Annotated in this window: 24 protein-coding genes; 9 read left to right on the top strand and 15 right to left on the bottom strand. The window is 73.9% G+C overall.

Annotated elements, in window-relative coordinates; genetic code table 11:
- Positions 1–191: 191 nt before the first annotated feature.
- Positions 192–752: an NAD(P)H-dependent oxidoreductase gene (locus tag ACQPYE_RS04920; protein WP_498719475.1), complete on the top strand. Its 561-nt coding sequence runs from the start codon at positions 192–194 to the stop codon at positions 750–752.
- Here the strand turns inward: ACQPYE_RS04920 and ACQPYE_RS04915 are convergent.
- The 7 genes from ACQPYE_RS04915 to ACQPYE_RS04885 form a co-directional block, all read right to left on the bottom strand.
- Entirely contained in the window at positions 749–1,873 is a 1,125-nt protein-coding gene (locus ACQPYE_RS04915) for a bifunctional RNase H/acid phosphatase (RefSeq protein WP_498719472.1), read from the bottom strand. The two genes, ACQPYE_RS04920 and ACQPYE_RS04915, sit on opposite strands and share 4 nt — an antisense overlap.
- Entirely contained in the window at positions 1,870–2,607 is a 738-nt protein-coding gene (locus ACQPYE_RS04910) for a zinc ribbon domain-containing protein (RefSeq protein WP_498719470.1), read from the bottom strand. Before ACQPYE_RS04910 ends, ACQPYE_RS04915 begins: the two co-directional genes overlap by 4 nt.
- Positions 2,608–2,663: 56 nt before the next feature.
- Entirely contained in the window at positions 2,664–3,482 is an 819-nt protein-coding gene (locus ACQPYE_RS04905; RefSeq protein WP_498719467.1) for a Nif3-like dinuclear metal center hexameric protein, read from the bottom strand.
- Positions 3,479–4,522, bottom strand: coding sequence for an Rv2231c family histidinol phosphate aminotransferase CobC (gene cobC / locus ACQPYE_RS04900; protein ID WP_498719465.1), 1,044 nt, complete (start codon positions 4,520–4,522; stop codon positions 3,479–3,481). The genes ACQPYE_RS04905 and cobC overlap by 4 nt, the downstream gene beginning before the upstream one ends.
- Positions 4,523–4,549: 27 nt before the next feature.
- Positions 4,550–5,560 carry a polyprenyl synthetase family protein gene (locus ACQPYE_RS04895; RefSeq protein WP_498719464.1) on the bottom strand — a complete coding sequence of 337 codons (1,011 nt, stop codon included), beginning with the start codon at positions 5,558–5,560 and terminating at the stop codon, positions 4,550–4,552.
- 76 nt (positions 5,561–5,636) lie between these two features.
- Positions 5,637–5,873 carry a hypothetical protein gene (locus ACQPYE_RS04890; RefSeq protein ID WP_498719462.1) on the bottom strand — a complete coding sequence of 79 codons (237 nt, stop codon included), beginning with the start codon at positions 5,871–5,873 and terminating at the stop codon, positions 5,637–5,639.
- 55 nt (positions 5,874–5,928) lie between these two features.
- A complete protein-coding gene (locus tag ACQPYE_RS04885; RefSeq protein ID WP_498719460.1) occupies positions 5,929–6,402 on the bottom strand; it encodes a hypothetical protein in 474 nt (157 codons plus the stop codon).
- A 63-nt stretch (positions 6,403–6,465) separates the two neighbouring features.
- On the opposite strand from ACQPYE_RS04885, the gene ACQPYE_RS04880 reads away from it, so the two are divergent.
- The 3 genes from ACQPYE_RS04880 to ACQPYE_RS04870 all read left to right on the top strand — a co-directional run bounded on the left by ACQPYE_RS04880 (position 6,466) and on the right by ACQPYE_RS04870 (position 8,403).
- Positions 6,466–6,921: a low molecular weight protein-tyrosine-phosphatase gene (locus ACQPYE_RS04880; RefSeq protein ID WP_498722839.1), complete on the top strand. Its 456-nt coding sequence runs from the start codon at positions 6,466–6,468 to the stop codon at positions 6,919–6,921.
- 98 nt (positions 6,922–7,019) lie between these two features.
- Complete coding sequence (locus ACQPYE_RS04875) at positions 7,020–7,583, top strand: DUF1349 domain-containing protein (RefSeq protein WP_498719458.1); 564 nt, start codon at positions 7,020–7,022, stop codon at positions 7,581–7,583.
- 16 nt (positions 7,584–7,599) lie between these two features.
- The gene (locus ACQPYE_RS04870; protein WP_498719456.1) at positions 7,600–8,403 is read left to right on the top strand and encodes an SURF1 family cytochrome oxidase biogenesis protein; all 804 of its coding nucleotides are present in this window, start codon (positions 7,600–7,602) and stop codon (positions 8,401–8,403) included.
- On the opposite strand, the gene ACQPYE_RS04865 is transcribed toward ACQPYE_RS04870, so the two are convergent.
- Entirely contained in the window at positions 8,345–9,313 is a 969-nt protein-coding gene (locus tag ACQPYE_RS04865) for a cobalamin biosynthesis protein (RefSeq protein WP_498719454.1), read from the bottom strand. The two genes, ACQPYE_RS04870 and ACQPYE_RS04865, sit on opposite strands and share 59 nt — an antisense overlap.
- Before the next feature lie 51 nt (positions 9,314–9,364).
- On the opposite strand from ACQPYE_RS04865, the gene ACQPYE_RS04860 reads away from it, so the two are divergent.
- From ACQPYE_RS04860 to ACQPYE_RS04850, 3 genes are read left to right on the top strand one after another with little or no spacing between them, the layout of a single operon-like run.
- Positions 9,365–10,846 carry a DUF2397 domain-containing protein gene (locus tag ACQPYE_RS04860; protein ID WP_498719452.1) on the top strand — a complete coding sequence of 494 codons (1,482 nt, stop codon included), beginning with the start codon at positions 9,365–9,367 and terminating at the stop codon, positions 10,844–10,846.
- Entirely contained in the window at positions 10,846–12,012 is a 1,167-nt protein-coding gene (locus ACQPYE_RS04855; RefSeq protein WP_498719450.1) for a TIGR02678 family protein, read from the top strand. The genes ACQPYE_RS04860 and ACQPYE_RS04855 overlap by 1 nt, the downstream gene beginning before the upstream one ends.
- Positions 12,009–16,406: an SbcC/MukB-like Walker B domain-containing protein gene (locus ACQPYE_RS04850; protein WP_498719448.1), complete on the top strand. Its 4,398-nt coding sequence runs from the start codon at positions 12,009–12,011 to the stop codon at positions 16,404–16,406. The genes ACQPYE_RS04855 and ACQPYE_RS04850 overlap by 4 nt, the downstream gene beginning before the upstream one ends.
- A 33-nt stretch (positions 16,407–16,439) precedes the next feature.
- On the opposite strand, the gene ACQPYE_RS04845 is transcribed toward ACQPYE_RS04850, so the two are convergent.
- Positions 16,440–16,811, bottom strand: coding sequence for a MerR family transcriptional regulator (locus ACQPYE_RS04845; protein WP_498719446.1), 372 nt, complete (start codon positions 16,809–16,811; stop codon positions 16,440–16,442).
- Between the two features lie 114 nt (positions 16,812–16,925).
- Here ACQPYE_RS04845 and ACQPYE_RS04840 point away from each other — a divergent pair, with 114 nt between their 5' ends.
- The gene (locus ACQPYE_RS04840) at positions 16,926–17,999 is read left to right on the top strand and encodes an alkene reductase (RefSeq protein WP_498719444.1); all 1,074 of its coding nucleotides are present in this window, start codon (positions 16,926–16,928) and stop codon (positions 17,997–17,999) included.
- 20 nt (positions 18,000–18,019) lie between these two features.
- Here the strand turns inward: ACQPYE_RS04840 and ACQPYE_RS04835 are convergent, their stop codons facing one another.
- Positions 18,020–19,222 (bottom strand): ROK family transcriptional regulator, encoded by a 1,203-nt coding sequence (locus ACQPYE_RS04835; protein WP_498719442.1) that lies wholly within the window; start codon positions 19,220–19,222, stop codon positions 18,020–18,022.
- Positions 19,223–19,271: 49 nt separating this feature from the next.
- Positions 19,272–19,745: a MarR family winged helix-turn-helix transcriptional regulator gene (locus ACQPYE_RS04830; RefSeq protein WP_498719441.1), complete on the bottom strand. Its 474-nt coding sequence runs from the start codon at positions 19,743–19,745 to the stop codon at positions 19,272–19,274.
- A 58-nt stretch (positions 19,746–19,803) separates the two neighbouring features.
- On the opposite strand from ACQPYE_RS04830, the gene ACQPYE_RS04825 reads away from it, so the two are divergent.
- Positions 19,804–20,673, top strand: a complete 870-nt coding sequence (locus ACQPYE_RS04825; protein WP_498719439.1) for an NmrA/HSCARG family protein — start codon at positions 19,804–19,806, stop codon at positions 20,671–20,673.
- 40 nt (positions 20,674–20,713) lie between these two features.
- Here ACQPYE_RS04825 and nudC read toward each other — a convergent pair whose 3' ends face one another.
- From nudC to ACQPYE_RS04805, 4 genes are all read right to left on the bottom strand, one after another.
- Positions 20,714–21,664, bottom strand: coding sequence for an NAD(+) diphosphatase (gene nudC, locus ACQPYE_RS04820; RefSeq protein WP_498719437.1), 951 nt, complete (start codon positions 21,662–21,664; stop codon positions 20,714–20,716).
- Complete coding sequence (locus tag ACQPYE_RS04815; protein ID WP_498719435.1) at positions 21,661–23,049, bottom strand: M16 family metallopeptidase; 1,389 nt, start codon at positions 23,047–23,049, stop codon at positions 21,661–21,663. Before ACQPYE_RS04815 ends, nudC begins: the two co-directional genes overlap by 4 nt.
- The gene (locus ACQPYE_RS04810; RefSeq protein WP_498719433.1) at positions 23,046–24,332 is read right to left on the bottom strand and encodes a M16 family metallopeptidase; all 1,287 of its coding nucleotides are present in this window, start codon (positions 24,330–24,332) and stop codon (positions 23,046–23,048) included. The genes ACQPYE_RS04815 and ACQPYE_RS04810 overlap by 4 nt, the downstream gene beginning before the upstream one ends.
- Before the next feature lie 336 nt (positions 24,333–24,668).
- A complete protein-coding gene (locus ACQPYE_RS04805) occupies positions 24,669–26,309 on the bottom strand; it encodes a DUF2207 domain-containing protein (RefSeq protein ID WP_498719431.1) in 1,641 nt (546 codons plus the stop codon).
- Positions 26,310–26,321: the final 12 nt, after the last annotated feature.

Raw genomic sequence — 26,321 nt, 5'->3', positions numbered from 1 at the left:
AGGCAGTGGAACCAGGGCCGCGAAACCTTGTCGTGATGTGGGCTTGCTGCTCTACTCGAAACCATGGCAGGAATCGGGGTACTCACCCGCCGCCGGCACGTCGACTTCGGCCGCACCGCCGCCGCGATCTGTTGTCGCTGACACTTTTTACCTCGTACTCCGAGCCTTTTCCCGAAAGGTGCCAGCGCCCCATGCCCTCCATTCTGATGATTTCCGGCGGCCCGTCGCCGACGTCCCGGACCGGCGTCCTGGTCTCGCACGTCGAAGGGCTGCTGCTCGCCTCCGGGTACGCGGTGCGCACCCTGCACGTGCGGCAGCTGCCGACGTTGCCGCTGCTCACCGAGGACCTGAGGGACCCGGAGATCGGTGACGCGGTCACCGCGGTGCTGCGCGCGGACGGCATCGTGGTGGCCAGCCCGGTCTACCGCGCGGCCTACAGCGGGCTGGTGAAAGCGCTGGTCGACCTGTTGCCGAAGAAGGCGTTGCGCGGTCGGGTGATCCTGCCGCTGGCGACGGGCGGCAGCCAGGGTTTCCTGGTCGCGATGGACTACGCGTTGAACCCGCTGCTCGCGGGCAAAGGCGCGGATTCGGTGCTGCGCGGCGAATTCGTGCTCGACCCGGACATCGAGGGCGGGACCATCGCGCCGAAAGCCGCCGAGGCGATTCGCGACGCGGTGGACCGGTTCGCGCTGGCCGTCGAGGACGCCCGGTTCCGGCGCGACGAACGCGCCCGGCTGCGCCCCGCCGGCTAGCCGAGGTGCGACGTGTCGTTGACCAGCCGCACGGAGGCGAGGCCGTCGGGGTAGAGCTCGACCACCGACAGCGACGCGAGGTCGAGGTGCAGCCGGAACAGCAGCGACGGGCCGACGTCCAGCGCCATCCGCAGCAACGTCTTGATCGGCGTGACGTGGCTGACCACGACGACGTTCGCGCCGCCGAAGCGGGACACGACGGCGTTGCGCGCCCGGCGCACCCGGTGGTGCACCTGGTCGAAGCTCTCGCCGCCGGGCGCCGGCACGGACGGGTCGCCGAGCCACCGCCGGTGCACGTCGGGGTCGCGTTCGGCGGCCTCGGTGAAGGTCAGCCCCTCCCACGCGCCGAAGTCGGTCTCGATCAGGTCGTCGTCCCACGACAGCTCGGCGCCGGTGGCCGCCGCCACGGCCCGCGCCGTCTCCCGGGCCCGCCCCAGCGGCGACGACACGATCGCGGCCAGGTCCTCGACCTTGGCCAGCCGACGTGCCGCGGCCTCGGCCTGCCCGCGGCCGACGTCGGTCAGCGGCGGGTTGCCGCGCCCGGAGTAGCGGCGGGCCACCGACAGCTCGGTCTGCCCGTGCCGCAGCAGGTACAGCCGGGTCGGCTCGCCGACCGCGCCGGTCCACGACACCGGTGACTGGGTGGCCGCCGGGTCCGGCTGCCGCTGGTCCGGTCGGGGCTGCGCCCGCACGGGCTCGGCCTTCGCCGGCCTCGACCCGCCCGCCTGCACGTCCATCGCCTGGTTGGCCAGCCGGTCGGCGCGTTGGTTGCGCTCGCGCGGGATCCACTCGTAGCCCACCCGGTCGAACGCCCGCGCCACCTCGCGGGCCTGCGCGACCAGCGGCTGCATGGACGGGTGCTTGACCTTCCACCGGCCGGACATCTGCTCGACCACGAGCTTGGAGTCCATCCGCACGGACACCTCGGACGCGCCGAGCTCGGCCGCCGCCCGCAGCCCCGCGATCAGCCCCTGGTACTCGGCGACGTTGTTGGTGACGACGCCGAGACCCGCCGACCGCTCGGCCAGCACCGCGCCCGACTCGTCCAGCACGACGGCCCCGTACCCGGCGGGCCCGGGGTTGCCGCGCGAGCCGCCGTCGGCCTCGACGACGACCCTCACAGACCCGATTCCCCGGTCCGCACCATGATCGCGCCGCACTCCTCGCACTGGATGACCTCGTCCGCCGCGGCCTCCTTGACCTTGGCGAACGCGTTGCGGTCCAGCTCGATGCGGCACGCGCCGCAGCGCCGCGACTGCAACAGGGACGCGCCGATGTTCTTGTGCTTGCGCACCCGCTCGTACAGCGCCAGCAGCGGTTCGGGGAACTGGCCGGTCATCCGCTCGCGGTCGGCCGTGCGCTTGGTCTCGGTCGACTCCAGGTCGGCCAGCGCGCTGTCGCGGCGGCGGGCCGCGTCGGACAGCGCCTCCTGCGCCTTGTCCAGCGAGACGCGGGCGTGCTGGATGTCGGCCTCGACGGCCTCGCGGCGTTCCATCAGCTCCAGCAGGTCGTCCTCCAGCGCGCCGCGGCGGCGGCCGAGGGTGGCCAGCTCGTGCTCCAGGTCGGTGAGCTGCTTGGCGCCGACGGCGCCGCCCTGCAACAGCTTGCGGTCGCGCTCCTCGCGGGCGCTGACCTGGTCGATCTCGGTCTCCTGCCGCTTGACCTCGCGGTTGAGGTCGCCCAAGGTCGTCTCGATCGTGGTCAGCGCGTCCTGCTTGGCGCGGAACTGCTTCTCCGCCTCGGCGATCTCCGCGATCTCGGGCAGCGTGCGGCGCCGATGGGTGACGCGCGACAGTTCGGCGTCGACCTGTGCGAGGTCGAGCAGCCTGCGCTGCACGGCGGGATCGGCTTTCACGGTGAGCCTCTCATTCGGTGTGCTCGGGGTTCGGGCTGGTCACGCGGTCGAGCGTGTCACGCGTTCGGGCTCGGCACGCCCACGGTCCACGGGTCGGTCCGGCGGGTCGAGACGAGGACCTCGACCGTACCGCCGAACGCGGTGCGCACGACGTGCGCCGCCTGTCCGCACCACGGCTGCTCGCTGGCCCAGTGCGCCACGTCGACCAGCGCGGGCCCGCCGGCGGCCAGGTGCTCGCCCGCCGGGTGGTGGCGCAGGTCCGCGGTGACGTAGGCGTCCACGCCCGCGCGTGCCGCCGCGGTCAGGTAGCCGTCACCCGCGCCGCCGCACACCGCGACCCGCCGGATCGGCCGGTCCGGGTCGCCGGCCGCGCGCACGCCCCACGCCGTCGCGGGCAGGGCCTCGGCGACGCGCCGGGCGAAGTCGCGCAGCGGTTCGGGCCGGTCGAGCTCGCCGATCCGGCCGGCGCCCGTGCCGGGATCGGTGTCGGCGGGCACCAGCGGTCCGGTGACGCGCAGGCCGATGGCCTCGGCGAGGGCGTCCGAGACGCCGGGGTTGGCCACGTCGGCGTTGGTGTGCGCGGTGTAGAGGGCGACGCCGGCGCGGATGAGCCGGTGGACCAGCCCGCCCTTCGGGTCGTCGGCCGGCACGCCCGTGACGCCGCGCAGCATCAGCGGGTGGTGGGCGACGACGAGCTGCGCGCCCACCGCCACCGCCTCGTCCACAGTGGACTCCACCGGGTCGACGCAGAACAGCACCCGCGACACGGGTTCGGCGCGGTCGCCGCAGACGAGGCCGACGGCGTCCCACGACTCGGCGGTCGCGGGCGGGTAGGCGGCCTCCAGGGCGTCCAGCACGTCCCCGAGCGTCCTCACAGCTCCTCCAGCACGACTCGCAGCGCGTCCACCAGCAGGTCGAACTCCTCGGGCGCGCGGACCGCGACCCGCAGGTGGTCGGCGGTCAGCCCGGGGAACGTGTCGCCGCGCCGCACCGCGATCCCCTTGTCCCGCAACGCCTCCCGCACCCGCCGCCCCTGCGGGACGCGCAGCAGCGCGAACGGCGCGTCGGGCGGCACGACCACCAGGTCGCCGAGCCGGGCGACGGCGTGCGCGGTGTGCTCCCGGGCTTCCCGCGCCAACGCCTCGGCCTCCGCCACCGCGGACGGCTCGCAGCACGCCGCGACGGCCTCCAGCACCAGGCTGCCCACCGGCCACTGCGGTCGGGGCAGCGCCAGCCGGGCCAGCAGCTCCGGCGCGCCGAGCAGGTAGCCCGCGCGCAGGCCCGCCAGGCCCCACGTCTTCGTCAGGCTGCGCAGCACCAGCAGCCCGGGCAGGTCGGCGCGGCCGGCCAGCGACTCCGGCTCGCCGGGCACGGCGTCGGCGAACGCCTCGTCCACCACCAGCACCCGGCCCGGCCTGCTCAGCGACGCCACGACCTCCGCCGGGTGCAGCACGGACGTCGGGTTCGTCGGGTTGCCCAGCACCACCAGGTCGGCCTCGTCGGGCACCAGGTCGGCGCGCAGCCCGTAGCCGTCCTCCGGCCACAGCTGCACCCGCTGCACCGGCACGCCCGCGTCCCGCAACGCCACCTCGGGCTCGGTGAACGACGGGTGCACCACCGCGGCCAGGCACGGGTGCAGGTTCGGCAGCAGCGCGAAGCCCTCGGCGGCGCCGTTGAGGACCAGCACCTCGTCCGGCGTGCGCCCGTGCCGCGCGGCGACGGCGGCGCGGGCGCGTTCGTCGGCGGCGGCGGCCGGGTAGGAACCGAGGCCGTCGAGCGCGGCGGCCAACCGGTCGCGCAGCCACGCGGGCGGGGCGGGCACCCGCACGTTCACCGCGAAGTCCACGAGCCCGGGCGCGGCGTCGACGTCCCCGTGGTGGCGCAGCAGCGCCCGGCCGGAATCCTGGCTGGTCATCGCCGCGAGTCTAGGCGATCAGCGTCGTCACCCGATCTGGGAGGCGGCCCAGTCCAGGTAGGCGCCCGGCAGCTCGCGCAGGATGTCGAGCGCGTCGGACCCGGGCAGGTCCGGCAGCGCGCTCACCGCCCGCGCGGCCAAGGCCGTGCAGTGCGCGATGGTGTCGGCGGCCAGGCTGGTCTGCCGCAGCTCCGCCAGCAGCCCGGCCAGCTCCGCGTCGGTCAGCTCACGGCCGCGGCGCGCGAGCAGCGCGCGCTGCTCGTCGGACAACGCCCGCAGCAGCGGGAACGTGTAGACGCCCTGGCGGATGTCGTTGCCGACCGGCCTGCCCAGCCGCTGCGAGGTGGACGCCAGGTCGAGCAGGTCGTCGAGGAGCTGGAACATCAGCCCGAACACCGCGCCGAAGCGGGCCATGGCGTCGGTGGTCGCCTCGTCGGCGTCGGCGCAGTGCGCGGCCAGCACGCAGCCGACCTCGAACAACGCGCCCGTCTTCAGCTCGATGGACCGCACCGCGTGGTCCGGGTCGCGGTGCGCGTCGTAGAGGTCGACCACTTCCAGCACCTGGCCCTCGACCAGGTCCGTCACGGCCTTGGCGAGCCTGCTCGCGGCGAACGGCGAGATCCGCTCCAGCGCGACCTGGCCGGCGCGGGCCAGCACGCTCGTGTCGACGGGGGTGGCGCCGACCAGCACGGCGGGGCCGGTTCCCCGGTTCGCGTCGACCGTGCGCACGCCGCGCCGTTGCACGGCGTCGTCCATCAGGTCGTCGTGCACCAGCGAGCCGGCGTGCAGCAGTTCGACGCAGGCGGCGGCGGTGACCGCCTTGTCGGTGATCCGGCCGGACACGGCCAGCGAGCCGGCCAGGACCAGCACGGAGCGCAGCCGCTTGCCGCCGGCCGCGGTGGTGCGGCCGGTGAAGGTGTTCACGACCGGCAGGGACGACGACGTCGCCAGCGCCCGGATCTCGTCTTCGACCCTCGGCAGCGCACGGGCGAGCGCCGGCATGGTCGACTGCGCTTGGTTCGACTGCACTGTGGACACTCGTCGATCGTCGCCCGTCGCGCCTGAGAGCCCGCTGAGACCACCGAGACCCGCCGGAACCGGGGTCCGACCGCCGTCAGAGCATCGAGATGGCGACCGCGAAGCACAGCAGGGCGAGGCTCAGCACCAGGTGGACCGCCGAGGGCGCGCCGTACCTGGACTCACGGCACAGCGACGGCTCGACTACCACCGGTCGCCGGTCCTTCCCGGTGTCCGCGACCGCACCGACCAGGCCGACCCGGTCCTCCAGCGCGACGCCCATCCCGAATTGGCCGGGCGGACCCGCCGCACGCCACATGTGCGCGTCATTCACTTTCCTTCCCGTCACATTCCCCACGTCTTTGACGTCGGAGTTCCGGGACTGCCCGTTACCCGTTAGCCCGCTTTCGGAGACTCTCTTCCGCCGCTGCGAGCAGTCGGTGCCGGTCCCGCCGTGCCCGCTGCTTCCGTTCCCGCTCACGCACCCATGCTCGCACGTCGTCAGCACCCAGACCGACCGCCGCCCGGTAGAAATCCTCCTCGAACCACCACCACACCCGAATGCCGTAACGGGCAATGCGCACGGGCTGTTCCCGACGCAACACGTCGAGTGACGGGAAATCGGCGACCAGCACCGGAGGGCACCCCGTGCCGACGAAGAAATGCCTTTTCCGGAACACGAAACGGCGGTGCGTGAAGAATCCGGCGTCGGGGTCGGGAACCGGTCCGCCGGGCGATGTCACGGGACGTGGCCGGGCGAACGCGGGTGTCTCCGGCCAGGACCGGCGGCGCACCGCCACCACCGACCCGGCGATCACCGAGACCGCGAGCACCACGACGACACCGACCACGACCCCGGACATGCTTGGACCCCCAACGCGAGCGGTCGCGGAGCGCCCGACCTGGCAGACTCCCCTGCCGTGACGCTGACCGTCTCGTTCATCTGCACCGGCAACATCTGCCGTTCCCCCGTGGCCGCGATCATATTCCGCGAGCACCTGCGCCGGGCCGGCCTGGGTGATCTCGTGGAGGTGACCAGCGCGGGCACCGGCGGGTGGCACGTGGGCGACCCGGCGGACCCGCGCGCGGCGAAGTCGTTGGCCGACAACGGTTACCCGACCGGGCACAGCGCCGCCCAGGTCGGCGACGACCACCTGGACGCGGACCTGCTGGTGGCGTTGGACACGGGGCACGCGCGGGCGCTGCGGCGGCTGGTCGGCGACCCGGCGCGGGTCCGGCTGCTGCGCTCGTTCGACCCGGACGCGGACGGCGAGGACGTGCCCGACCCGTACTACGGCGACGAGGCGGGCTTCGACCGCGTGGTGGAGATGGTGGAGGCCGCCGTGCCGGGCCTGCTGGCGTGGGTCCGCGAACGGCTGTGACACCGGCGGAGGCGGCGCAGCGGCTGACCGGGGTGCCGGGCACCGGGGTTACGCCCGACAGGCGTTGTCCGCGGCGCGTTCGCTGCGATGATGACCGCATGGGGATCACGGTGTTCGACCGCGACGACTGGCGCTGGCTCAACGAGCCGCGCGCGTGGAGCGACCAGGGCGGGCTGACCGTCACCAGCGACCCGGAGACCGACTTCTGGCGCACCACCCACTACGGCTACGACCGGGCCAGCGGCCACGTCCTCGGCGTGGACCTGGCGGGCGACTTCGCCATCGCCGCCTCGTTCACCGCGGACTACGCCGCCCAGTACGACCAGGCCGGCGTCGCGCTGTGGCTCGACGACCGGAACTGGATCAAGGCGGGCGTCGAGCTCGTGGACGACGAGTTCCAGGTCAGCACGGTCGTGACCAGGGACTTCTCCGACTGGTCGGTGGTGCCGGCCGGGCGCGTCGACCGGGTGACGATCACCGCGACGCGCGAGGGCGACGCGGTCACCGTCCGCTACGGCGTCGGCGACGCCGAGCCGACGACCCTGCTGCGGCTGGCGTACTTCCCGCCTGGCGCGGAGACGCTGGTCGGCGTGATGGTCGCGGCGCCGACCGGCCCGGGCTTCACCACCCGATTCGACCGGGTGCAGGTCACAACGGCCTAGGGCTTACCGTGGTCACGTGCGGTTGAGGTTCCTGTTGCAGCCCGGGTGGCTGGCGTTGACGCTGGCGGTCTGGGTGTTCGCGGGCGCGTGCTTCACGCTGCTGGCGCCTTGGCAGTTCGACCGCGACACCGAGCGCGACGCGCAGAACAGCGCGGTCGTGTCGTCCCTGCGCACCGACCCGGTGCCGGTCACCACCCTGCTCGACCGGCCCAACGCCGAGGTCGAGTGGCGGCGCGTGACGCTCACCGGCCGCTACCTGCCCGACGGGCAGGCGGTGGCCCGGCTGCGGACCGTGCAGGGCGAGGCGGCGTTCGAGGTGCTGACGCCGTTCCGGCTGACCGACGGGCCGACCGTGCTGGTCGACCGGGGTTACGTGCGGCCGGTCAACGGGATCAAGGTGCCCGACCTCCAGCCCGTGCCGACCGGTGACGTGACGCTGGTCGCACTGGTCCGCCGGGACGAGTCGGACACCCGGGACGCGTTCCAGGAGGACGCGCACCGGCAGGTGTACTCGGTGAACTCCGCCGTGGTCGGCCGGGCCGCCGGGCTGGAACTGCGCCCCGGCTACTTCCAGCTCACCGACGGCCAACCGGGCGTCGAGGAGTCCCTTCCGCTGCCGAAGCTCGACGCGGGGCCGTTCTTCTCCTACGCGTTGCAGTGGATCGCGTTCGGCGCGATGGCGCTCGGCGGCTGGCTGTACTTCACCGTCCGCGAGATCCGCCCCGGCGGGGCGCTGCGCGAGGACACCGGCCGGACGAAGGTCAGGCGGAAGTCCGTCGCCGAACAGCTCGCCGAAGACGAGGCCGCGCCAGCGCGATGACCGCGGTCACCGCCGCCGCCGACGCGCCGACCACCCGCGACAGCTCCACCGCCCGCGTGACGTGACCCGCGTCGGGGTTGCGGCCGTGCCCGAGCACCGGCCGGTCCTCCGCGCCGTGCGCGTACACCGTGCGACCGCCCAGCCGGACCTCCAACGCGCCCGCGAACGCCGCCTCGACCTGGCCCGCGTTGGGGCTCGGGTGCGCCGCCGCGTCCCGCCGCCACGTCCGCCACGCCTCGCCCGCCGACCCGCCGACGACCGGCGCGCCGGCCGCCGTGAGCAGCGCGGCCAACCGCGAGGGCAGCAGGTTCGCCACGTCGTCCAGCCGGGCCGCGGCCCAGCCGAACCGGCGGTACCGCTCGTCGCGGTGGCCGACCATGGCGTCCAGGGTGTTCGCCGCGCGGTAGCCGAGCAGGCCGGGCACACCCGCGACCGCGCCCCAGAACAGCGGCGCCACGACGGCGTCGGACGTGTTCTCCGCCACGGACTCGACGGTCGCCTTCGCCAGGCCCATCGTGTCGAGCTTGCGCGGCTCGCGCCCGCACAGGTTGGGCAGGCGGTCGCGCGCCGCTTCGAGGTCGCCGCCGTCCAGCTCGCGGCCCATCGCGGTGCCCTCGTCGGCCAGCGACGACCCGCCCAGCACGATCCACGTGGCGGCGGCCGTGCTCAGGACCTCGAAGACCTGGCTGCGCCTGCCCAGCCGCTGCACCGCGACACCCGCGAGGACCGTGCCGCCGACGAGCACCACCGCGTGCGCCACGCCGCCGGCCCGGTGGTCGCGGTACAGCTTGCGCTCCAGCGCCGCCGCCGCACGTCCGAATCCCGCTACCGGGTGGTACCTCTCGGGGTCGCCGAACACCGCGTCAGCGGCCACGCCCAACACCAACCCCACCGCGCGCCCCAGACTCACACGGGCACGGTAGCCCGCACCTGTCGGACCGCCGCATTAGGGTGGCGCACCGTGGAACCAGCCGGCCGCCTCAAGCTCTACGCGTACCTGGACGCCCGCGATCACCAACGCACGTACCTGGCGATCATGCGGTTGTTCACGTCCACGCTGCTGGCCGACCTGTCGGCGGGCGAGGTCGCGGGCGCGTTGGCGGGCGCCGAGCGGGAGGGCCGGGTCGAGGCGGGCGAGTCGCGCATCGAGAACGTGCTCAACCGGCTCCGGCAGCTGGTCGAGTGGGGCAACCTGGTGCAGGGCAGGCGCGAGGTGGTGGCCTCCAGCATCGCCGAGTTCCAGCACGGCAGCGTCCGCTACCAGGTGAGCAAGCTCGCGGTCCGGGTGCAGCGCGACGTGGACGAGCTGCTGCGCGTGCCCGAGGGGGCGCGGGAGGTGTCGCGGGAGCTGCTGCCCGCCGTGGAACGCGGCCTCGACCGGCTGGGGCACTCGCTTGCGGAGGCGTTGACCAGCGGCGCGCCCCGCTCCCGCGAAGTGCTGGCCGAGCAGGTCACCACGCTGTTCCTCCAGCACGCCGAGCTGGCCGCGACCGTGCGCGACTTCTACGCCTACCTCGGCCAGGTCGTGACGCGGCACCACCTGGCGCCGGAGGAGATCTCCGGGTTCCGCAACCTGCTGGTCGAGTACATCCAGATGGTCGTGGAGGACGTGCTGCGGCACACCCCGGCCATCGCGGACGCCCTGGCCCGCGTCACCTCCGCGCGCTCCGAGCTGCTGCGCCTGCTGGGCCGGGCCGACCTGGGCGAGCAGGTGGAACGGGCGCGCGGGCGGTCGGCGGAGGACTGGCAGGACCTGACCGACTGGTTCGTGGACCGGCCCGGCCGGCCGAGCCAGGTGACGGCGCTGCGGGAGGCGACGGCGCGCGCGATCGGGTCGCTGCTGGCGAGCGTGAAACGGGCGACGTCCGGTGGCGGGCTGCTGCCGAGCCGTCGGGCCGAGTTGCTGAAGCTGGCCGGGTGGTTCGACGCGGGGACGCGGTCGGAGGCCCACGAGCTGTACGCGGCGGCGTTCGGGCTGCACGCGGCGCGGCACCTGTCGCCGGCGCCCGAGCACGACCGCGACAACGAGCGCACGCCGTGGCGCGACGGACCGGTGGTGGACGTGCAGGTGAGCGTGCGCAGCCGTGGTGATCGCGGCGCGCGCGGGCGGACGTCGCGGATCCTGGACGACCCGATGACCGAGCAGTCGCTGCTGGCCGAGGCGCGGGAGGCCGACGAGCGGCGGGCCGCGTCGGTGGCCGAGCTGGCGGCGGCGGCTCCCCGGCTGGCGTCCACGACGCTGTCCGGCGAGGCGCTCGAAGTGCTGTGCGAGCTGCTGACGCTGGCGATGGCGCAGCGCGACACGGCGACCGACCCGGGTTCGGCGACCGACCCGGTGCGCGGGCTGCGGGTGACCGTCTCGCACGCCCTCGGGCGTGCGACGCGCATCCGTTCGGCTGCGGGCACGTTGACGCTGCACGACTCGACGGTGGTGCTCGACTGATGTTCGACGACCTCTCCGAGATCGACGCGGCGACCGTGGTGCGCTGCGCCCGCACCCTGCTGCGGCGGCCGTTGCTGCGCGCCGACGGGCCGGACGGCGAGCTGTTGACGCCGGTCTACCGGCACCGGGCGGCGTTGCAGGACCTGTTCGCCCGGCTGCTGGGCTACCGGCTCGTGGTGGAGCGGCGGTTCGCGCGGCTCTACAAGGCCGGGCCGGGCGCCGACGACTCGCGCGGCGTGCTCGGCATGTCGCCGCGCGGGTACGCGTACGTGGCGCTGACCATGGCGGTGCTGACCGGGGTCGGCCGGCAGGCGCTGCTGTCGCGGCTGGTCGCGGACATCCGCGCGGCGGCGGTGGAGGCCGGGCTCACCGTCGTGGACGACGTGGCGGACCGGCGCGCGCTGACGGCGGCGTTGCGGCACCTGGTGTCGCTCGGCGTGCTGCACGAGACCGAGGGCACGGTGGACGTGCAGGCCGAGGCGTTGATCACGATCGACACCGACCTGCTCGGGCAGTTGCTGACCGGGCCGGTGGCGGAGGCGTCGTCGCCGTCGCGGTTGGTGGAGCTGGCCGCACGACCCGGTCCGCGCGGCGTCGAGCACGCGGTGCGGCGCAGGCTCGTGGAGAACCCGGTGGTGCTGTACGCGGACCTGCCGCCGGAGCAGGCGGAGTGGCTGCGGCGCAACCAGCGCAAGGAGTCCGCGTTGCTGGAGACGTGCTTCGGCCTGCGCACCGAGTGCCGGGTCGAGGGCGTGCTCGCGGCCGACCCCGAGGACTACCTGACCGACCTGTACTTCCCCGGCACGTCCACGGTGGCGCGGATCGCGCTGCTGGCGCTGCCGGAGCTGCTCTCCTCGCCACCCCGCCCCGACGGACGGCACGTGGTCGTGCCGGCGGAGCTGCGGTCGGTGTGCGCGCGGTTGGTGGAGGACTACCCGACCGCGTGGTCCAAGCAGTTCACCGAGGACCTGGACCGGCTGGTCGACGAGGTGCTGGAACTGCTGCGCCGCATGGGGTTGGCGGTCGCCTCGGCGGACGGGTGGCTGCTCAACGCCGCCGCGCACCGGTGGCTGCCCGCGCCCGACGGCGATCCCGAACGTGAAGTGGAGCCGGTGGTCGTGCCGGACGTGCCCAGCTGGTCGTTGTTCGACGAGGAGACCGCGTGAACAGGTGGCGGCTGCACAGGGGCGGCATCGTCAACATCTGGCAGTACACCGAGCAGGTGTTCGACTTCTCGGGCGGGCGGGCGATCTTCCAGGGCACCAACGGGTCCGGCAAGTCGCGCACGCTGGAGCTGCTGCTGCCGCTGTGCCTGGACGGCGACCTGCGGCAGGTCGGCTCCAAGGGGTTCGACACGGTGTCGCTGCGGCGGCTCATGCTGGACGACTACGACGGCGGGCCGAACCGGATCGGGTACGCGTGGGTGGAGCTGACGCGCGGCGCCGACGAGTACCTGACCTGCGGGTTGGGCGTGAAGGCGTCCAAGACCTCGCAGGCGATCACCGACTCGTGGCGGTTCATCACCTCGTCGCGGGTGGGCCACGGGCTGACGCTGGTCGGCGCGGACCGCACGCCGCTGGGCCCGGCGCAGCTGCGCGACCTGATCGGCGCGGACTGCGTGCTGGAGGAGGCGGCGTTCCGGGCGCGGGTGGCCGAGACCGTGTACGGCGTGCCCGCGCCCCGGTACGGCGACCTGCTGCACCTGCAGCGGACGCTGCGCAACCCGGACGTCGGGTTGAAGGTGCTGGAGGGGCAGCTGGAGCAGATCCTGTCCGACGCGCTGCCGCCGCTGGACCAGGCGATGGTCGAGCAGCTGGCGACGTCGTTCGACGACCTGGAGTCGATCCGGGAGAACATCACGCGGCTGTCGTCGGCCGACGCGGCGCTGGGGACGTTCCTCAAGACGTACTCGGACTACGCCTTCGGCGGGCTGCGCGCGGCGGCGGAGAAGCTGGGCGGCGCCGAGGACGGGGTGCGGAAGCTGGAGCGCGCGTCGGCCCGGTTGTCGGCGTCGTTGGCGGAGACGCTGGCGGCGCGTGCGGCGGCGGAGCACTCGTTGGCCTCGTTGGAGGCCGGTGAGCAGCAGGCCGAGGAGACCATCGGCGCGTTGAAGGAGCTGCCGGCGTTCCGCGACCTCCAGGACCTCCAGACGCGCGAGAAGCTGGTGGCGGAGAAGCGTTCGTCGGCGGTGGCGGCGTTGGACATGGCGAACAGGCAGCGGTCGCAGGAGGACGGCGCGGTCGACGGCGTGCTGCGGCTGCTGCGGCGGTTGGCCGAGGACCTCGGTTCGGCGCGGGAGCTGGTCGAGCCGCTGCGCCACCACCTGCGGGCGGCCGGGCTCCCGGCCGCCGACGTGCCGGACGTCCCCCGGGTGTCCGGTTCGGACGCCGTGGTGCGGACGGAGTCCGTGCGGGCCAAGCCCGACCCGGAAGCCGAACCACTGCCGATCGAACGCCGCGTGCCGCCCGCCGTGGACGAGTTGGCGTTGGACGACCTCGCGTCGCGCACGTCGTCGATCGCGTCGTCGGCGCGGCAGCGGGGTGCCTTGGCGCTCGCGCTGGCCGCGCGGGCCGCCGAGCTGGACTCGGCGCAACGCCAGGTCGACGCCCTCCGCCAGACCGCGCGGGACGCGCGGCACGCCGCGACCGAGGCGGCGGCGTTGCGCAACCAGGAGGCGCAGGAACTGGCCGAGGTCGCGCAGGGGTGGCTGGCCGACGTCGAGTCGTGGTGCGCCTCCGGCCCCCTGGCGACCACCCGCCCCGACTCCCCCCTGCCGCTGCCCACCACCGTCGACCCGGCCACCGCCCGCTCCCTGACCACCACCGCCCGCGACTGGGTGGGCCCCTCGGTGACAGCCGCCCGGGACGCCGCGCACGCGGTCGCACAACGCCGAGCGGACCTGACCACCTCGATCAACACCCGCGACGCCGAACTGTCCGCCCTCCGCTCCGGCACCGCCCAAACCCCGGACCGCACCCGCTTCACCGCGTCCGACCGGGACACCACCACGGGCGCCCCGTTCTACCGCCTGGTCGACTTCCACCCCACCGTCGACGACCACGCCAGGGCCGGCCTGGAAGCCGCCCTGGAGGCATCGGGCCTCTTGGACGCCTGGGTCACACATTCGGGTGAATCCACCCCGACAATGTACGGAAACATCGTTACCGCCACTCGGTTGAAAACCAGCGGACCCGCCGAAACCACCCCCGACCACCCAACCCCCGCCACCCCCGCCGCCGACCTCGCACTCGCCTCCACCGCCGACCCCGCACTTGCCTCCACCGCCGACCCGAACGCGACCGCTGACCAGACTCACCCCGTCACCCCCGTCACCCCCGTCACCCCCGTCACCCCCGTCAGCCCCGTCAGCCCCGTCAGCCCCGTCAGCCCGACCTACCCCGCCACCCCTGCCGACCCCGGCCCTGCCGCCACCTCTGCCCACACCGCAGCCGGCGCACAGGACGTGCTGGCCGTGCCCGGCCCCCCGGTGGACGGCCCGTCCCTGGCGACGGTCCTGATCCCCGCCGTCGAGCCGGCCTCGCCGGTGCCGGCCGCGGTGGTGGCGGACCTGCTCGCGTCGGTGTCCCTGCGGACCCTGACCCCGGCCGCAACCTCGGCCGCCATTCCGGCCGCCACCTCGGCCAACGCTCCGGCCGCCGCCGCGTTCGCGGTGTCGCCGGACGGCCACTGGCAGGCGGGCGTGCTCACCGGCGCGTGGCACAAGGACGCGGCGGAGTTCATCGGTGCGGGAGCCCGCGAGGCCGCCCGCCAGCGCCGGATCGTGGAGCTGGAGGACGAGCTGGCCGCCCTGCGCGACGATCTCGGCGTGGCGGAAGCCGATCTGGCGGCCGCGCGCGGCCTGGTCGAGCAGTGGGAGACCCACCTCGACCGCTTCCCCGCCGACCGCGAGCTGGTGGCCCGCCACGGCCGCCTCCAGGCCGCGCAGGAATCCGCCGACCGTGCCGCCCGGCGCGCCGAGGAGTTGCGCGACGAACTCGCCGCCGCCCAGGCGCGAGGCGAAGCCGCCGCGGCCGAAGTCGTGCGCCAGGCCGGCGACGCGGGCCTGCCCGCCACCACCGACGGCCTGCACCAAGCCCAGCAGGCGGCGGCCGAGGCGCAGCGCACGGCCGACCGGTTGGGTGACGTCCTGCGCCGCCAGTGCCGCGGCACGGTGGCCGACCTGACCGACGCGGCGCACCGGTACCACGCGGCGGTGGAGGATCGGGTGGTGGCGGAGGCGGAGGCGGAGGCGCGGTGCGTCGACTACGCGTCGCAGGCGTCGACGTTGGCCGAGCTGACCGACGCGATCGGCGGCGAGGCGAGGGAGATCGCGGACCAACTGTCCACTTTGGAGCGTTCGAGGCGCGGGATGCGCGATGAGCTCAAGGGCGTGCGCGAACAGGTCACCTCGGCACGCGAGCAGGCCGCGAAGCTGAACGCCCAACTGGAGACGTCGGCCGACCAGCTCACCACCGCCCGCGACGCCCTGACCCGCGCGACCGAGCACTTCAAGGCCACCGTGCAGGCGCCCGGCATCCTCGTCGCCGCCCTGCCGGACACCCCGGAGGACGTCACGTCGGTCCGCACGGCCCTGGCCGCGTCCGACCGGCGCGGCGCGGGCGAGGCCACGGTGATCACCAAGCTCCAGGCGTTGCAGACGGCGCTGGCCGGCAGCCACGACATCGCCGCCGAGCAGCACGTCGGCCTGCTCACCGTCACCGTCACCGGCGAGGAGGGCGCCCGCCCGGTGGCCGTCGCCGCCCGGCAGGTCACCGCGAAGCTGGCCGAGCAGCGCGGTTTCCTCGACGAGCAGTACCAGGACATCTTCGCCGACTACCTGATCCGCGACCTGGCCGAGTGGCTGCGCGGGCAGATCGCGGTCGCCGAGGACCTGTGCAAGCGGATGAACGAGGTGCTCGGCAAGGCCCGCTCCAGCCAGGGCGTGCACGTGAAGCTGGCGTGGAAGCCGTCGTCGGCGCTGGAGGAGGACACGCGCGACGCGTTGGCGCTGGTCCGCCTCCCGTACGCGGAACGCGACCCCGAGCAGGACGCCACGCTGCGGCGCGTGTTCACCGAACGCATCGAAGCCGAACGCGACGCGCACACCGGCAACTACGCCGAGATCCTGTCCCGCGCCCTGGACTACCGGACGTGGCACCAGTTCACCGTCACGGTCGCCGACACCGGCCCGGACGGCAACCCGCGGGAACGACGGCTGCGGCAGCTGTCCTCCGGCGAGACGCGGCTCATCTCGTACGTGACGCTGTTCGCGGCGGCGGCGTCGTTCTACGACGCGGTGAGCGGCGAGTTCTCGCCGTTGCGGCTGGTGCTGCTGGACGAGGCGTTCGAGCGGCTGGACGACCCGACGATCGCGCGCATGCTCGGCCTGCTGGTCGACCTCGACATGGACTGGGTGATCACCTGGCCCAGCGGCTGGGGCGTGTCCGACAAGATCCCGCGCATGCACATCTACGACGTGCTGCGGCCCAAGAACGGACGCGGCGTGGCGTGCACGCAGACCACGTGGGACGGCGCGGCGCTGGACCGGGTCGACCCCTGACGCGGCCCGGGTCGACCCTGACCACGGCTCGGGTCAGGCGGAGACCCGCCGGGCGTCGCGGTAGTGCCGCGCCGTGACCATCAGGGCGTCGAGCGCGTCGCGGGTGCGCAGCAGCTCCTCGATGTGGTCGGAGAGCCGGTCGCGTTCCTCGGCCATGCGCTCCATCGCGGCGTCCGAGTTCTCGTCGCTCGGCGAGTCGACGCACGGCAGCAGCTCGATGATGGTGCGGCTGGACAGCCCTGCCGCGTACATGCGCCGGACGAAGGCGACCCGCTCGACGTCGTACTCCGTGTAGTGCCGCTGCCCGCCCGCGCTGCGGGTGCTGCTGAGCAGTCCTTGCTCCTCGTAGTACCGCAACGAACGGACGCTGACCCCGGCTCGCGCCGCGAGGTCTCCGATCCGCATCTCACCCTCCCGGTTGTGACGTCGGCCGCACGGCTTGCCTCTCACATTGATGTCAGGTTTTAGCGTACCGGTCAGGCCCGCCACGGGTCTCGACCAGTACGAAGGAGCTCCGGCATGACCACGCTGTTCGACCGCTACCGCCTCGGCGGCCTGGACCTGCCCAACCGGGTCGTGATGGCGCCGATGTCCCGGGTCCGCGCCGCGGCCGGCGGCCTCGCGACCCCGTCCATGGCGACCTACTACGCCCAGCGCGCCACCGCCGGGTTGATCGTCTCGGAGGGCGTCCAGCCGAGCCTGGTCGGGCAGTCCAACCCGGGCACCCCCGGCCTGCACACCGACGAGCAGGTGGCCGCCTGGCGGCCCGTCACCGACGCCGTGCACGCCAACGGCGGCCGCATCTTCGCCCAGGTCATGCACGGCGGCCGGGTCTCGCACCCCGACACGACCGGTTTCCAGCCGGTCGGACCGTCCGCGGTCGCCGCGGTGGGCGACGTGTTCACCCCGACCGGGCCGCAGCCCGCGCCGGTCCCGCGCGCCCTGGACACCGCCGAGGTGCCCGAGCACGCCCGCTCGTACGGCGAGGCCGCCCGACGCGCCGTCGACGCCGGGTTCGACGGGGTCGAACTGCACGGCGCGAACGGTTACCTGATCTCGCAGTTCCTGTCGTCCAACGCCAACCTGCGCACCGACGCCTACGGCGGCCCGATCGCCCACCGCATCCGCTTCGCCGTCGAGGCGGTCGCCGCCGCGGTGGACGCCGTCGGCGCGGACCGCACCGGGATCAGGCTCTCCCCCGGCGGCACGTTCTGGGGCGTCGAGGAGAGCGGGGTGCCGGAGCTGTACGCGGCCCTGCTCGCCGAGCTCACCCGCTTCGACCTCGCCTACGTGCACCTGGAGGCGACCGCCGACGAGGAGGTGCTGGTCGGGCTGCGCCGCGCGTGGCCGGGCACGCTGATCATGAACCCGGTGGTCCCGATGGGCCCGAAGCAGACCGACCGGACGACCGCCGACCGCTGGCTCGACCTGGGCGCGGACCTGATCAGCTTCGGCCGCGCGTTCATCGCCAACCCCGACCTGGTGGAACGGCTCCGCACCGGCCTGCCGATCGCGCCCGTCGACACGGCGACGTACTACCAGGGCGGCGACGCGGGTTACCTCACCTACTCGGCGTACCAGCACACCGCCTGAGCCGACCAGACGGGCACCACCTAGACGACGTGACTGGCCGCGCGGCGGCGCACGCCACCCGCGGTCAGGAACTGGGCCACCGGCAGGGTCGCCGCGCCGAGCGCGACCGACTCGGGGCCCAGTTCGCACAGGGTGATCGACGCCTGCTCGAACGGTCGGCGCAGGGCGTGGCGGGAGGCCTGGGCGCGGACGTCGTCGAGGATCCGCGCGCCGAGCAGGAGACCGGCCCAGCCGCCCACGATCACCTGCGACGGGTTGAACAGGTTGATCAGGTTCGCGATGCCGAGGCCCGCGTACCGGGCGGTCTCGGCGAGGACGTCCCGCGCCGCCCGGGAACCGTCCGCGACCAGCGCCGCCAACGCCGCCTCCTGCTCGGCGGGCACGTCCGCCTTCACCGCGCGGTACCGCTCGACCACGGCCGACGCGCCGATGTACGCCTCCAGGCACCCGTGCGCGCCGCACCGGCACGGGCGGCCGTCCAGGGCGACCGTCGTGTGCCCCCACTCGCCCGCGCCGCCGGACGAGCCGCGGTACAGCACGCCGCCGGCGATGACGCTCGCGCCGACGCCCGACCCGATCAACGCGACCACCGCGTCACCCGTGCCGCGGCCCGCGCCGAACCAGACCTCGGCCTGCCCCAACGTGTTGGCGCCGTTGTCCAGGAACAGCGGCAGGTCGGTCCCGGTGCGCAGCAGCCGTTCCAGCGCGACGCCGCGCCAACCGACGGTCTGCGCGTACACCAGCCCGTGCTCGACCTGCCCCGGCACGCCGATGCCCACGCCGAGCACGTCGCCGACCCCGCTGGCGGCGAGGCACCGGTCGAGCCCTTCGAGGACCCGCCGCGCCACGTCGTCGACCGAGTGGACCTCCGGCTCCATCGGGAACGTCGCCTCGGCGAGCCGTCGCAGCGCGAGGTCGAACACCTCGACCAGCACGTGCGTCTCGCCGACGTCGACACCCACCACCGCCGCGTGCGCCGGGTCGACCCGCAGCAGCACGCGGGGCCGCCCGCCGTCCGAGTCGACCTGCCCGGCCTCGACCACGATGCCGTCCGCGATGAGCTCGGCGACGACGTTGCTGACCGACGCCTGGCTGAGGCCGGTGGCGCCCGCGAGCTCCTGCCGGCTGCGCGGGTGGTCGAAGTACAGCGCGCGCAGCACCCGCGCCCGATTGCCGGCGCGCAGGTCGCGCACGGTCAGCTTGCGGTGCACGGCGACCCCCATCGGGCGAGTAGGACCACGGTCGCCACACGGGCGCGTAGAACTTCCGACGTTAGTCGGTCGCGAACCGCTTGGCGTCCCATTTGCCGTGTGCCTCCAGCAGTTTCCGCCCGACGCGCTTCAGATCCGCGAGGTCGCGATCACTCAGCGCGGCGGCGAACTCCTCGGCGACCGATTCCCGGTAGGCGGGGGCGCTCGTGGCCGCGAGGACCTGCCGCCCGGCGTCGGTCAGCACGGCGTGGACGACCCGGCGGTTGTCCGGCGGCTGCTCGCGCGCGACCCAGCCCCGGCGCACCAGCCGTTCGACCAGGCGCGTGACGCCGCTCGGGCTGACCGCGAGCAGGTCGGACAGCTCGGACATCAGCAGGCGGTCGTTCATGTCGATCCGGTACAACGCCTCGTGCTCCAGCAGCGAACACCCGGCCACGGCCTCGATCCGCCGCTCCACGGCGACCCGCACCGCGTCCACGCCCTGCTGGACGTACAGCCACGCCAGCAGTGCGTCACCCGGCTCTTGTCGACTCATGGCGGCATCCTAACAAACTCGCTTGACCAAGGAACGTTTTCACAGTCAACCTTTGCGCATGGAACCTATTCTGGTCACCGGCGCGACCGGCGCCCAAGGCGGAGCCGTGAGCCGCGCGCTCCTGGCCCGCGGCCACCCCGTCCGGGCCCTCACCCGCGGCCCGCGGAGCGTTGCGGCGCAAGAACTCCGGCGTCTCGGCGCGGACATCGCGCACGGTGACTTCGACGACCCGGCGTCCCTGCGCGCGGCCTTGGCCGGCGTCCGCGCCGTCTTCGCCGTGACCACGCCGTTCGGCAGCGACACCGACACCGACACCGAGGTCCGCCACGGCACCACGCTGGTCGACGCCGCGCGGGACGTGGAGCACATCGTGTTCACGTCCGCGTCCAACGCCGACCGCGACACCGGCGTCCCGCACTTCGACAGCAAGCACCGCGTCGAGCGGCACCTGGTCGACGCCGGACCTCGGTGGACGATCCTCGGGCCGGCCGCGTTCATCGACGACAAGTTCGGCGAGTGGACGTTGCGGGGCTTGCGCGAGGGCACGTTCCACCTGCCCCTGCCGTCGGATCGCGCGCTGCACCTGGTCGCCGTGCGGGACATCGCGGCGGTCGCCGTGCTCGCCCTGGAACAACCCGACCGGTTCGCGGGCAGGCGGCTGGACCTCGCCGGCGAGGCCCTGACCCCGGCGGGCATGGCCGAGGCGTTGACCGCGGCCATCGGCCACCCGATCCGCCACCACCGCCCACCGCTGGACGTGGTGGCGCGGCACTCGACGGACCTGGCCGCCATGTTCGGCTACTTCACCGAGGTGGGCACCGACATCGACCTGCCCCGGCTGCACGCGGAACTGCCCGAGGTCACCTGGACCCGGTACGCCGACTTCGTGCGCCCGCTGCCCTGGCCGGACCTGCTGAAGACCCGATGAGGACCTGCTGAAGGCCGGCTGATCGAGGTGACGCGCCGGGTCAGCCGACCGCCGCCCACGACTGGATCATCCGGTAGGCGATGGAGGCGCCCGGCGCGAGCAGCAGGTCCGGCACGCTACCCGGCTCGGCGAGCGCCCGCCGCACGTCGGCCCGGCTCACCCACCGGGCCTGCGCGATCTCACCGTCCGCGAGCAGCAGCGGCTCGGTCGGGTCGGCCACCGCCTCGAACCCCACCATCAACGACCTCGGGAACGGCCACGGCTGGCTGCCGAGGTAGCGGATGCCGCCGACCTCGACGCCGACCTCCTCCGCGATCTCCCGCGCCACGCACGCCTCCAGCGACTCGCCCGCCTCGACGAACCCGGCCAGCACCGAGTAGCGACCCTCGGGCCACCCCTCGCCACGGGCGAGCAGCACCTGGTCCGCGCCGTCGTGGACCAGGCAGATCACGGCCGCGTCCGTGCGCGGGTACTCCTCGCGCCCGCACCGCTCGCACACCCGGGCCCACCCGGACTTGATCGACTCGGTCGTCCCGCCGCACACCGCGCAGAACTTCGCCGACCGGTGCCAGTGGAACAACGCCACCGCCGACGTGAACAGGCCCGCGCCGGTGTCGTCCAGCAACGCGCCGCACGCCCGCAGGTCGAGCCACTGCGGCTCGTCCGTCAGCTCCGGCCGGACCCACGCCCGGCCGGCGGGCGCGCTGACGTCCGTCTCGTCCTCGGTCAGCGGAACCGCCCAGTACGCCACGCCGTCCTGCTCGCCGAGCAGCACCGCCGTGTCCGGCGGACCGTCGCCGAACTCGGTGGCGGGGCGGTCGACCAGGCGCGATGCCTGGTCGGCCACCACCGTGCGGCCGTGCGCGTCCACGGTGATGACGCGCGCCTTCGGCCACAGCTGCGCGATCCGCTCCGCGTCGCCGCGCAACGGTTCCTGCCGGTCCACCGTGGACCGCGACAGGGCGGGCAGTTCCACCAACTCGAAGCTCACGGCAGGGTCACGCCGCCCAGCGCCCGCAGCTGCGGGGTCAGCAGTTCCGCGTCGCCCACCAGCACGCCGGTGAACGACGTGGGCGCGAAGAACTCCAACGCCACCTCGGTGACCTGCTCGACGGTGACCGCCTCCAGCCGGGCCGGGTGCCCGGTGAACCACCCGATGTCCAGGCCGAGCCCGGCGAGGTTCACCAGGAACGACGCCAGCCCGCCCTGCGAGGACGTCGCGGTCAGCAGCGACCCGATCGCGTACCGGCGCGCGGTGTCCACCTCGGACTCCGTCGGCGGCACCAGGCCGAGCCGGCCCAGCTCGTACCTGGTCTCCAGCAGCGCCGCCGCCGTCACCTCGCTGGCGGTGTCGGCGTCCACCAGCAACGTCGCGCCGCCCGGCGTGAACTCCGGGTGCGACCGCGCGCTGTAGGTGTAGCCCTTGTCCTCGCGGATGTTCTCCACCAGCCGGGACGAGAAGAACCCGCCGAACACCAGGTTCGCCAGCTGCAACGCCGGGTACCGCTCGTCGGTGCGCTCCAGCCCGCGCCCGGCGAGCCGGATCTGGGACTGCACGGCGCCGGGGCGGTGCACGAACAGCACGTCACCACCCCGCACGGGCGACAGCGGCGACAACGCCACCGCGGCGCCCTCACCGGTCCAGCCGCCCAGCGCGGCCTCGACCGCGCGCACCGCCGCGTCCGGCGCCACGTCGCCCACCACGACGATCGCCGAACCGCGCGGCAGCACCGCCGACGAGTGCAGCGCCAGCACGTCGTCCCGCGTCACCGCGGCGACCTCGTCCGCCTCGGGCATCTCCTTGGCGAACGGGTGGTCGCCGTACAGGTGGCGCTGCAACGCCTCCCGCGCGATCACGTTCGGCTGCGACCGCGCCAACCGGATCCGCTCCACCAGCCGCGCGCGCTCCCGCTCGACCTCGTCGGCCGGGTAGGTCGCGCCGGTCAGCACGTCCCGCAGCACGTCCAGCACGGTCTCGAAGCCGGACACCAGCGCGTTGCCGGAGAACGACAGCCGCTCCGGGTCGACCACCGCGTCCAGCTCGCCGCCGACCAGGGCCAGCTCGGTGTCCACGTCCACCCGGCTGCGGGTGGCGGTGCCGGTGAGGACCGTGTTCGCCAGCACCTCGGCGCGGGCCGCGTGCGTCGAGCCGACGCTGCTCGTCGCCGGGTCGCCGAACGGTATCCGCAGCCGCACCTCCACCAGCGGCACCGAGTCCCGGCGCACGGCCAGCACCCGCAGGCCGTTGGCCAGCGTCGTGTCGATCGCGTCCAGGTCCGCCGCCGCCCGCTGCTCGCCCAACTCCGGGAACGGGCGAGGCCCTAGCTCCGTACGGCCGATCTCGTCGGCGCTGCGGTGCTTGGTCGGGGCGCTCACTCGTTACCTCCACTGGCGGGCTTGAGGATCAGGACGGCGCGCGAGTCGGGCCGCAACGCCTTGGCCGCCGCGGCGACCTCGTCGGTGGTGATGCCGGCCAGCTTGTCCGGCAGCTCGTGCAGCAGCTCCGCCCGCCCGAACAGCAGCTCGGCCGACCCCAGCCCCAGGGTCCGGCTGGTGAGCCGGTCGTGCTCGCGGTGCATGGTCGACACCCAGCGGGCGGTGACCTTCGCCAGCTCCTGCTCGGTCGGCCCTTCCTCGGCCAACCGCAGCAGCTCCTCGTCCACCGCCGCGAGCACCTGCTCGGAGGTGACCTCCGCCGGGTGGATCGCGGTGATGCTGAACGTGTCCGGGTCGCGCGCCTCCAGCGGCCCGAACAGGCCGCACCCGGCGCCGACGTCGACCACGATCGCGTCGCGGTGCACCAGCCGCTGCTGCAACCGCGACCCGTCGCCGTCGGTGAGCACGCCGGCGAGGACCAGGTACGCGAGGTAGGCCTCGACCTCGTTCACCGGGTCCGGGATGCGGTAGCCCACGGCGAGGGCGGGCATCGGCGCGTGCTTGTCGACGTGCTCGACCCGCAGCTCGCCCTTCGGCGCCGCCTCGGCGAACGACGGCCGGGTCGGCACCGGGCGGGCGGGCACGTCACCGAAGTGCTTCTCGACGAGTGCCTTCGCCCCCTCCGGGTCGAAGTCGCCCGCCACCGTCAGCACGGCGTTGCCCGGCGCGTAGTAGGTGTCGAAGAACGCGGCGCAATCGTCCACGGTGGCGTTCTCCAGGTCGGTGAAGTCGCCGTAGCCGTTGTGCGCGTTGGGGAAGGTCTGGAACAGGACCGGCGGCAGGAGGATCCACGGGAACCCCCCGTACGGTCGGTTGAGCACGTTGAGCCGGATCTCCTCCTTCACGACGTCGATCTGGTTGCGCAGGTTCTCCTCGGTGATCTTCGGCGCCCGCATCCGGTCCGCCTCGAGGAACAGCGCCCGCTCCAGCGCCGCCGACGGCAGCACTTCGTAGTAGTCGGTGTAGTCGGGGTGGGTGGACCCGTTGAACGTGCCGCCCGAGGACTGCACGTGCCGGAAGTGGGCCAGCTTCTCCAGGCTCTCGCTGCCCTGGAACATGAGGTGCTCGAAGAGGTGGGCGAACCCCGTCCGCCCCTCGGGCTCGGAGCGGAAGCCCACGTCGTAGTGCACGCTCACCCCGACGACCGGGGCGCTGCGGTCGGGTGCGAGCACCACCCGCAGACCGTTGGGAAGCGTGAACCTGTGCAGTTCGGGTAGCGCCATGGAAGCAGCCTACGGGTTCACACCACTGCCGGGCTCGATGGTCGCCCACCCACCGAAGCGTCGCGCTACGCCCAGCGCGAACCGACCGGATTCGGACCGGTCGACCAGCGACTCGACGGCCGATCCGGAGCCGGGCACGCGCCCGCGCCGGTCCGGACCACCGCCTGTCTCAGCAGGCCGCCCCACCCGGTGGAGCCGGCGCGTGTGGGCACCGGGTCGGCAGCGGCTTCACCCCGGGCAACCCTCGCCCGCCGCCCGCGGGTCCGTGTTCCGGGATGACTCCAGTGTCGAACCTGTGTTCGAGATGTGCAAGATCACTTTCGAGTGAACGGCGGGTCAGCCCCGCAGCGACCGCAGGTGACCCGCCTGCGCCAGCACGCCGTCCACCGCGCCCAGGAACGACGGGAACCGCTGCGCGAACCGCCGCAGGTCACCGCCCTGCTCCGCCTCGCCGAACCAGTACAGCCCCGGCCGCGTGCCGGCGAACGCGGCCAGCCACCGCTCCGTCTCACCCAGCACCACCGCGTACGGCAACGACCGCGAGAACACCATCTCCCGATCGGGCTCAGGGATGTCCTGCGGCGTCGCCGTGTGCAGGTACCCGCGCAACCCGCGCACGTGCTCCAACAAGACGCTGCCGCGCTTGGTCCGAGCGGGCATCGTCCGCGCGCCCACCGCCAACGCCACCCCGGCCACCACGACCACCAGCCCGAACAACGCCGCCCCGCCGGCCAGCGCCAGCACCACCGTCAGCACCGCGCCCAGCACGCCGACACCGACACCGGCCCACCACCACAGGTTGCGCTCGGCGTCCGGCCGGCGCGCGAACCAGTTCTTCGCCACCACGTCCGCGTACAGCGCGTCCCGCACCCGGGACAGGTCGATCCGCCTGCCCCGCAGCTCCGCCAGCGACACCGCGTCCACCCCGTCGGGCAGCACCGCCTCGTACACCGCGCGCTCGTACCCGGACAGCGACGGGTCGGCCGGGTTGCGCCGCACGAACCGCCAGTCGTGCCCGTCGACCTCTTCGATCCACAGGTAGTTGCGCACCGCGAGGTCCACGATCGTCGCGGTCACGTCGACCACGTCCACGTGCTCGTCCACCACGGTGCCCACCTGGCCCGGCAGCACGCCGTCCGGCGAGGCGAACGCCACCCGCCCGGAACCGTCGGTGACCAGCACGTCCACCGGCCCGACCTCGCCGGCCAACGCCCGCGCGTCACGGCCGCGGAGGTACCACAACAGCAACCCGCCGCACAGCAGCAGCACCACGAGCCCACCGAGCCCGGCGCCGGTGAGGGGGGTTAACGCGAACGCCGCCGCGAGCCCCGACGACTCCTCCACCCGCGCGTTGGCCGGAGCCGCGCCCTCCTGCAACCCGACCGCCACGTCGACCCGCTCGCCGGCGGCCAGGCCGATCTCGGTCACCCGCACGCCGCGCCCGTCGCCCAGGTCCGCGGTGGTGCACGGCTTCGACGTGCCCGGCTCGCCGGCCAGGCAGTTCACCGACCTCGGCGCGTCCGGCGTGATCACGGAGGCCTCCACCGAGTCGAGCGGGGTGTCCCAGCCGCTCGCGGGCTGCCAGCGCAGCTCCAGCGTGTCGCCGATCTTGGCGACCGCGCCGAGCACGGAGTACTTGACGGTGGACGTGCCCGCCCGGAGCGCGATCGTCAGCTCGTCGTCCGACGCGGTGGCCGTGCCCTCGCCCTCCACCACGGCGTCGTCGACCCGGAACACCCGGTCCCGGTCGGCGGAGACCGGCACGCGCAGCGGGACGACCCGGGTGGCGGTCCGGCCGTCGGGGACGGTGACCACCTCGGTCACGGTCAGCCTGCCGTCGCGCTCCAGCTTGAGCCGCACGTCCGCGCCGACCGTCCCGGGCAACCCGGCCGGGTCGCTCGGCTGCGCCGCCGCCGCGCCGGCCCCCGCGCACAGCGCGACCGCGCAGATGGCCGCCGCTCCCCAGTTTTTCGACACGGCCGCGGAGAA

It is taken from the genome of Actinosynnema sp. CA-299493 (genome assembly GCF_050946825.1).
In the GTDB taxonomy this organism is placed as follows: domain Bacteria; phylum Actinomycetota; class Actinomycetes; order Mycobacteriales; family Pseudonocardiaceae; genus Actinosynnema.
This window is presented reverse-complemented; position numbering and strand designations above follow the sequence as displayed.

Coding starts and splice junctions, on each gene's coding strand:
- ACQPYE_RS04825 (WP_498719439.1), top strand. CDS start 19,804: ATGGAACCTATTCTGGTCACCGGCGCGACCGGCGCCCAAGGCGGAGCC.
- ACQPYE_RS04840 (WP_498719444.1), top strand. CDS start 16,926: ATGACCACGCTGTTCGACCGCTACCGCCTCGGCGGCCTGGACCTGCCC.
- ACQPYE_RS04830 (WP_498719441.1), bottom strand. CDS start 19,745: ATGAGTCGACAAGAGCCGGGTGACGCACTGCTGGCGTGGCTGTACGTC.
- ACQPYE_RS04875 (WP_498719458.1), top strand. CDS start 7,020: ATGGGGATCACGGTGTTCGACCGCGACGACTGGCGCTGGCTCAACGAG.
- ACQPYE_RS04845 (WP_498719446.1), bottom strand. CDS start 16,811: ATGCGGATCGGAGACCTCGCGGCGCGAGCCGGGGTCAGCGTCCGTTCG.
- ACQPYE_RS04810 (WP_498719433.1), bottom strand. CDS start 24,332: ATGGCGCTACCCGAACTGCACAGGTTCACGCTTCCCAACGGTCTGCGG.
- ACQPYE_RS04920 (WP_498719475.1), top strand. CDS start 192: ATGCCCTCCATTCTGATGATTTCCGGCGGCCCGTCGCCGACGTCCCGG.
- ACQPYE_RS04855 (WP_498719450.1), top strand. CDS start 10,846: ATGTTCGACGACCTCTCCGAGATCGACGCGGCGACCGTGGTGCGCTGC.
- ACQPYE_RS04885 (WP_498719460.1), bottom strand. CDS start 6,402: ATGTCCGGGGTCGTGGTCGGTGTCGTCGTGGTGCTCGCGGTCTCGGTG.
- cobC (WP_498719465.1), bottom strand. CDS start 4,522: ATGACCAGCCAGGATTCCGGCCGGGCGCTGCTGCGCCACCACGGGGAC.
- ACQPYE_RS04835 (WP_498719442.1), bottom strand. CDS start 19,222: ATGGGGGTCGCCGTGCACCGCAAGCTGACCGTGCGCGACCTGCGCGCC.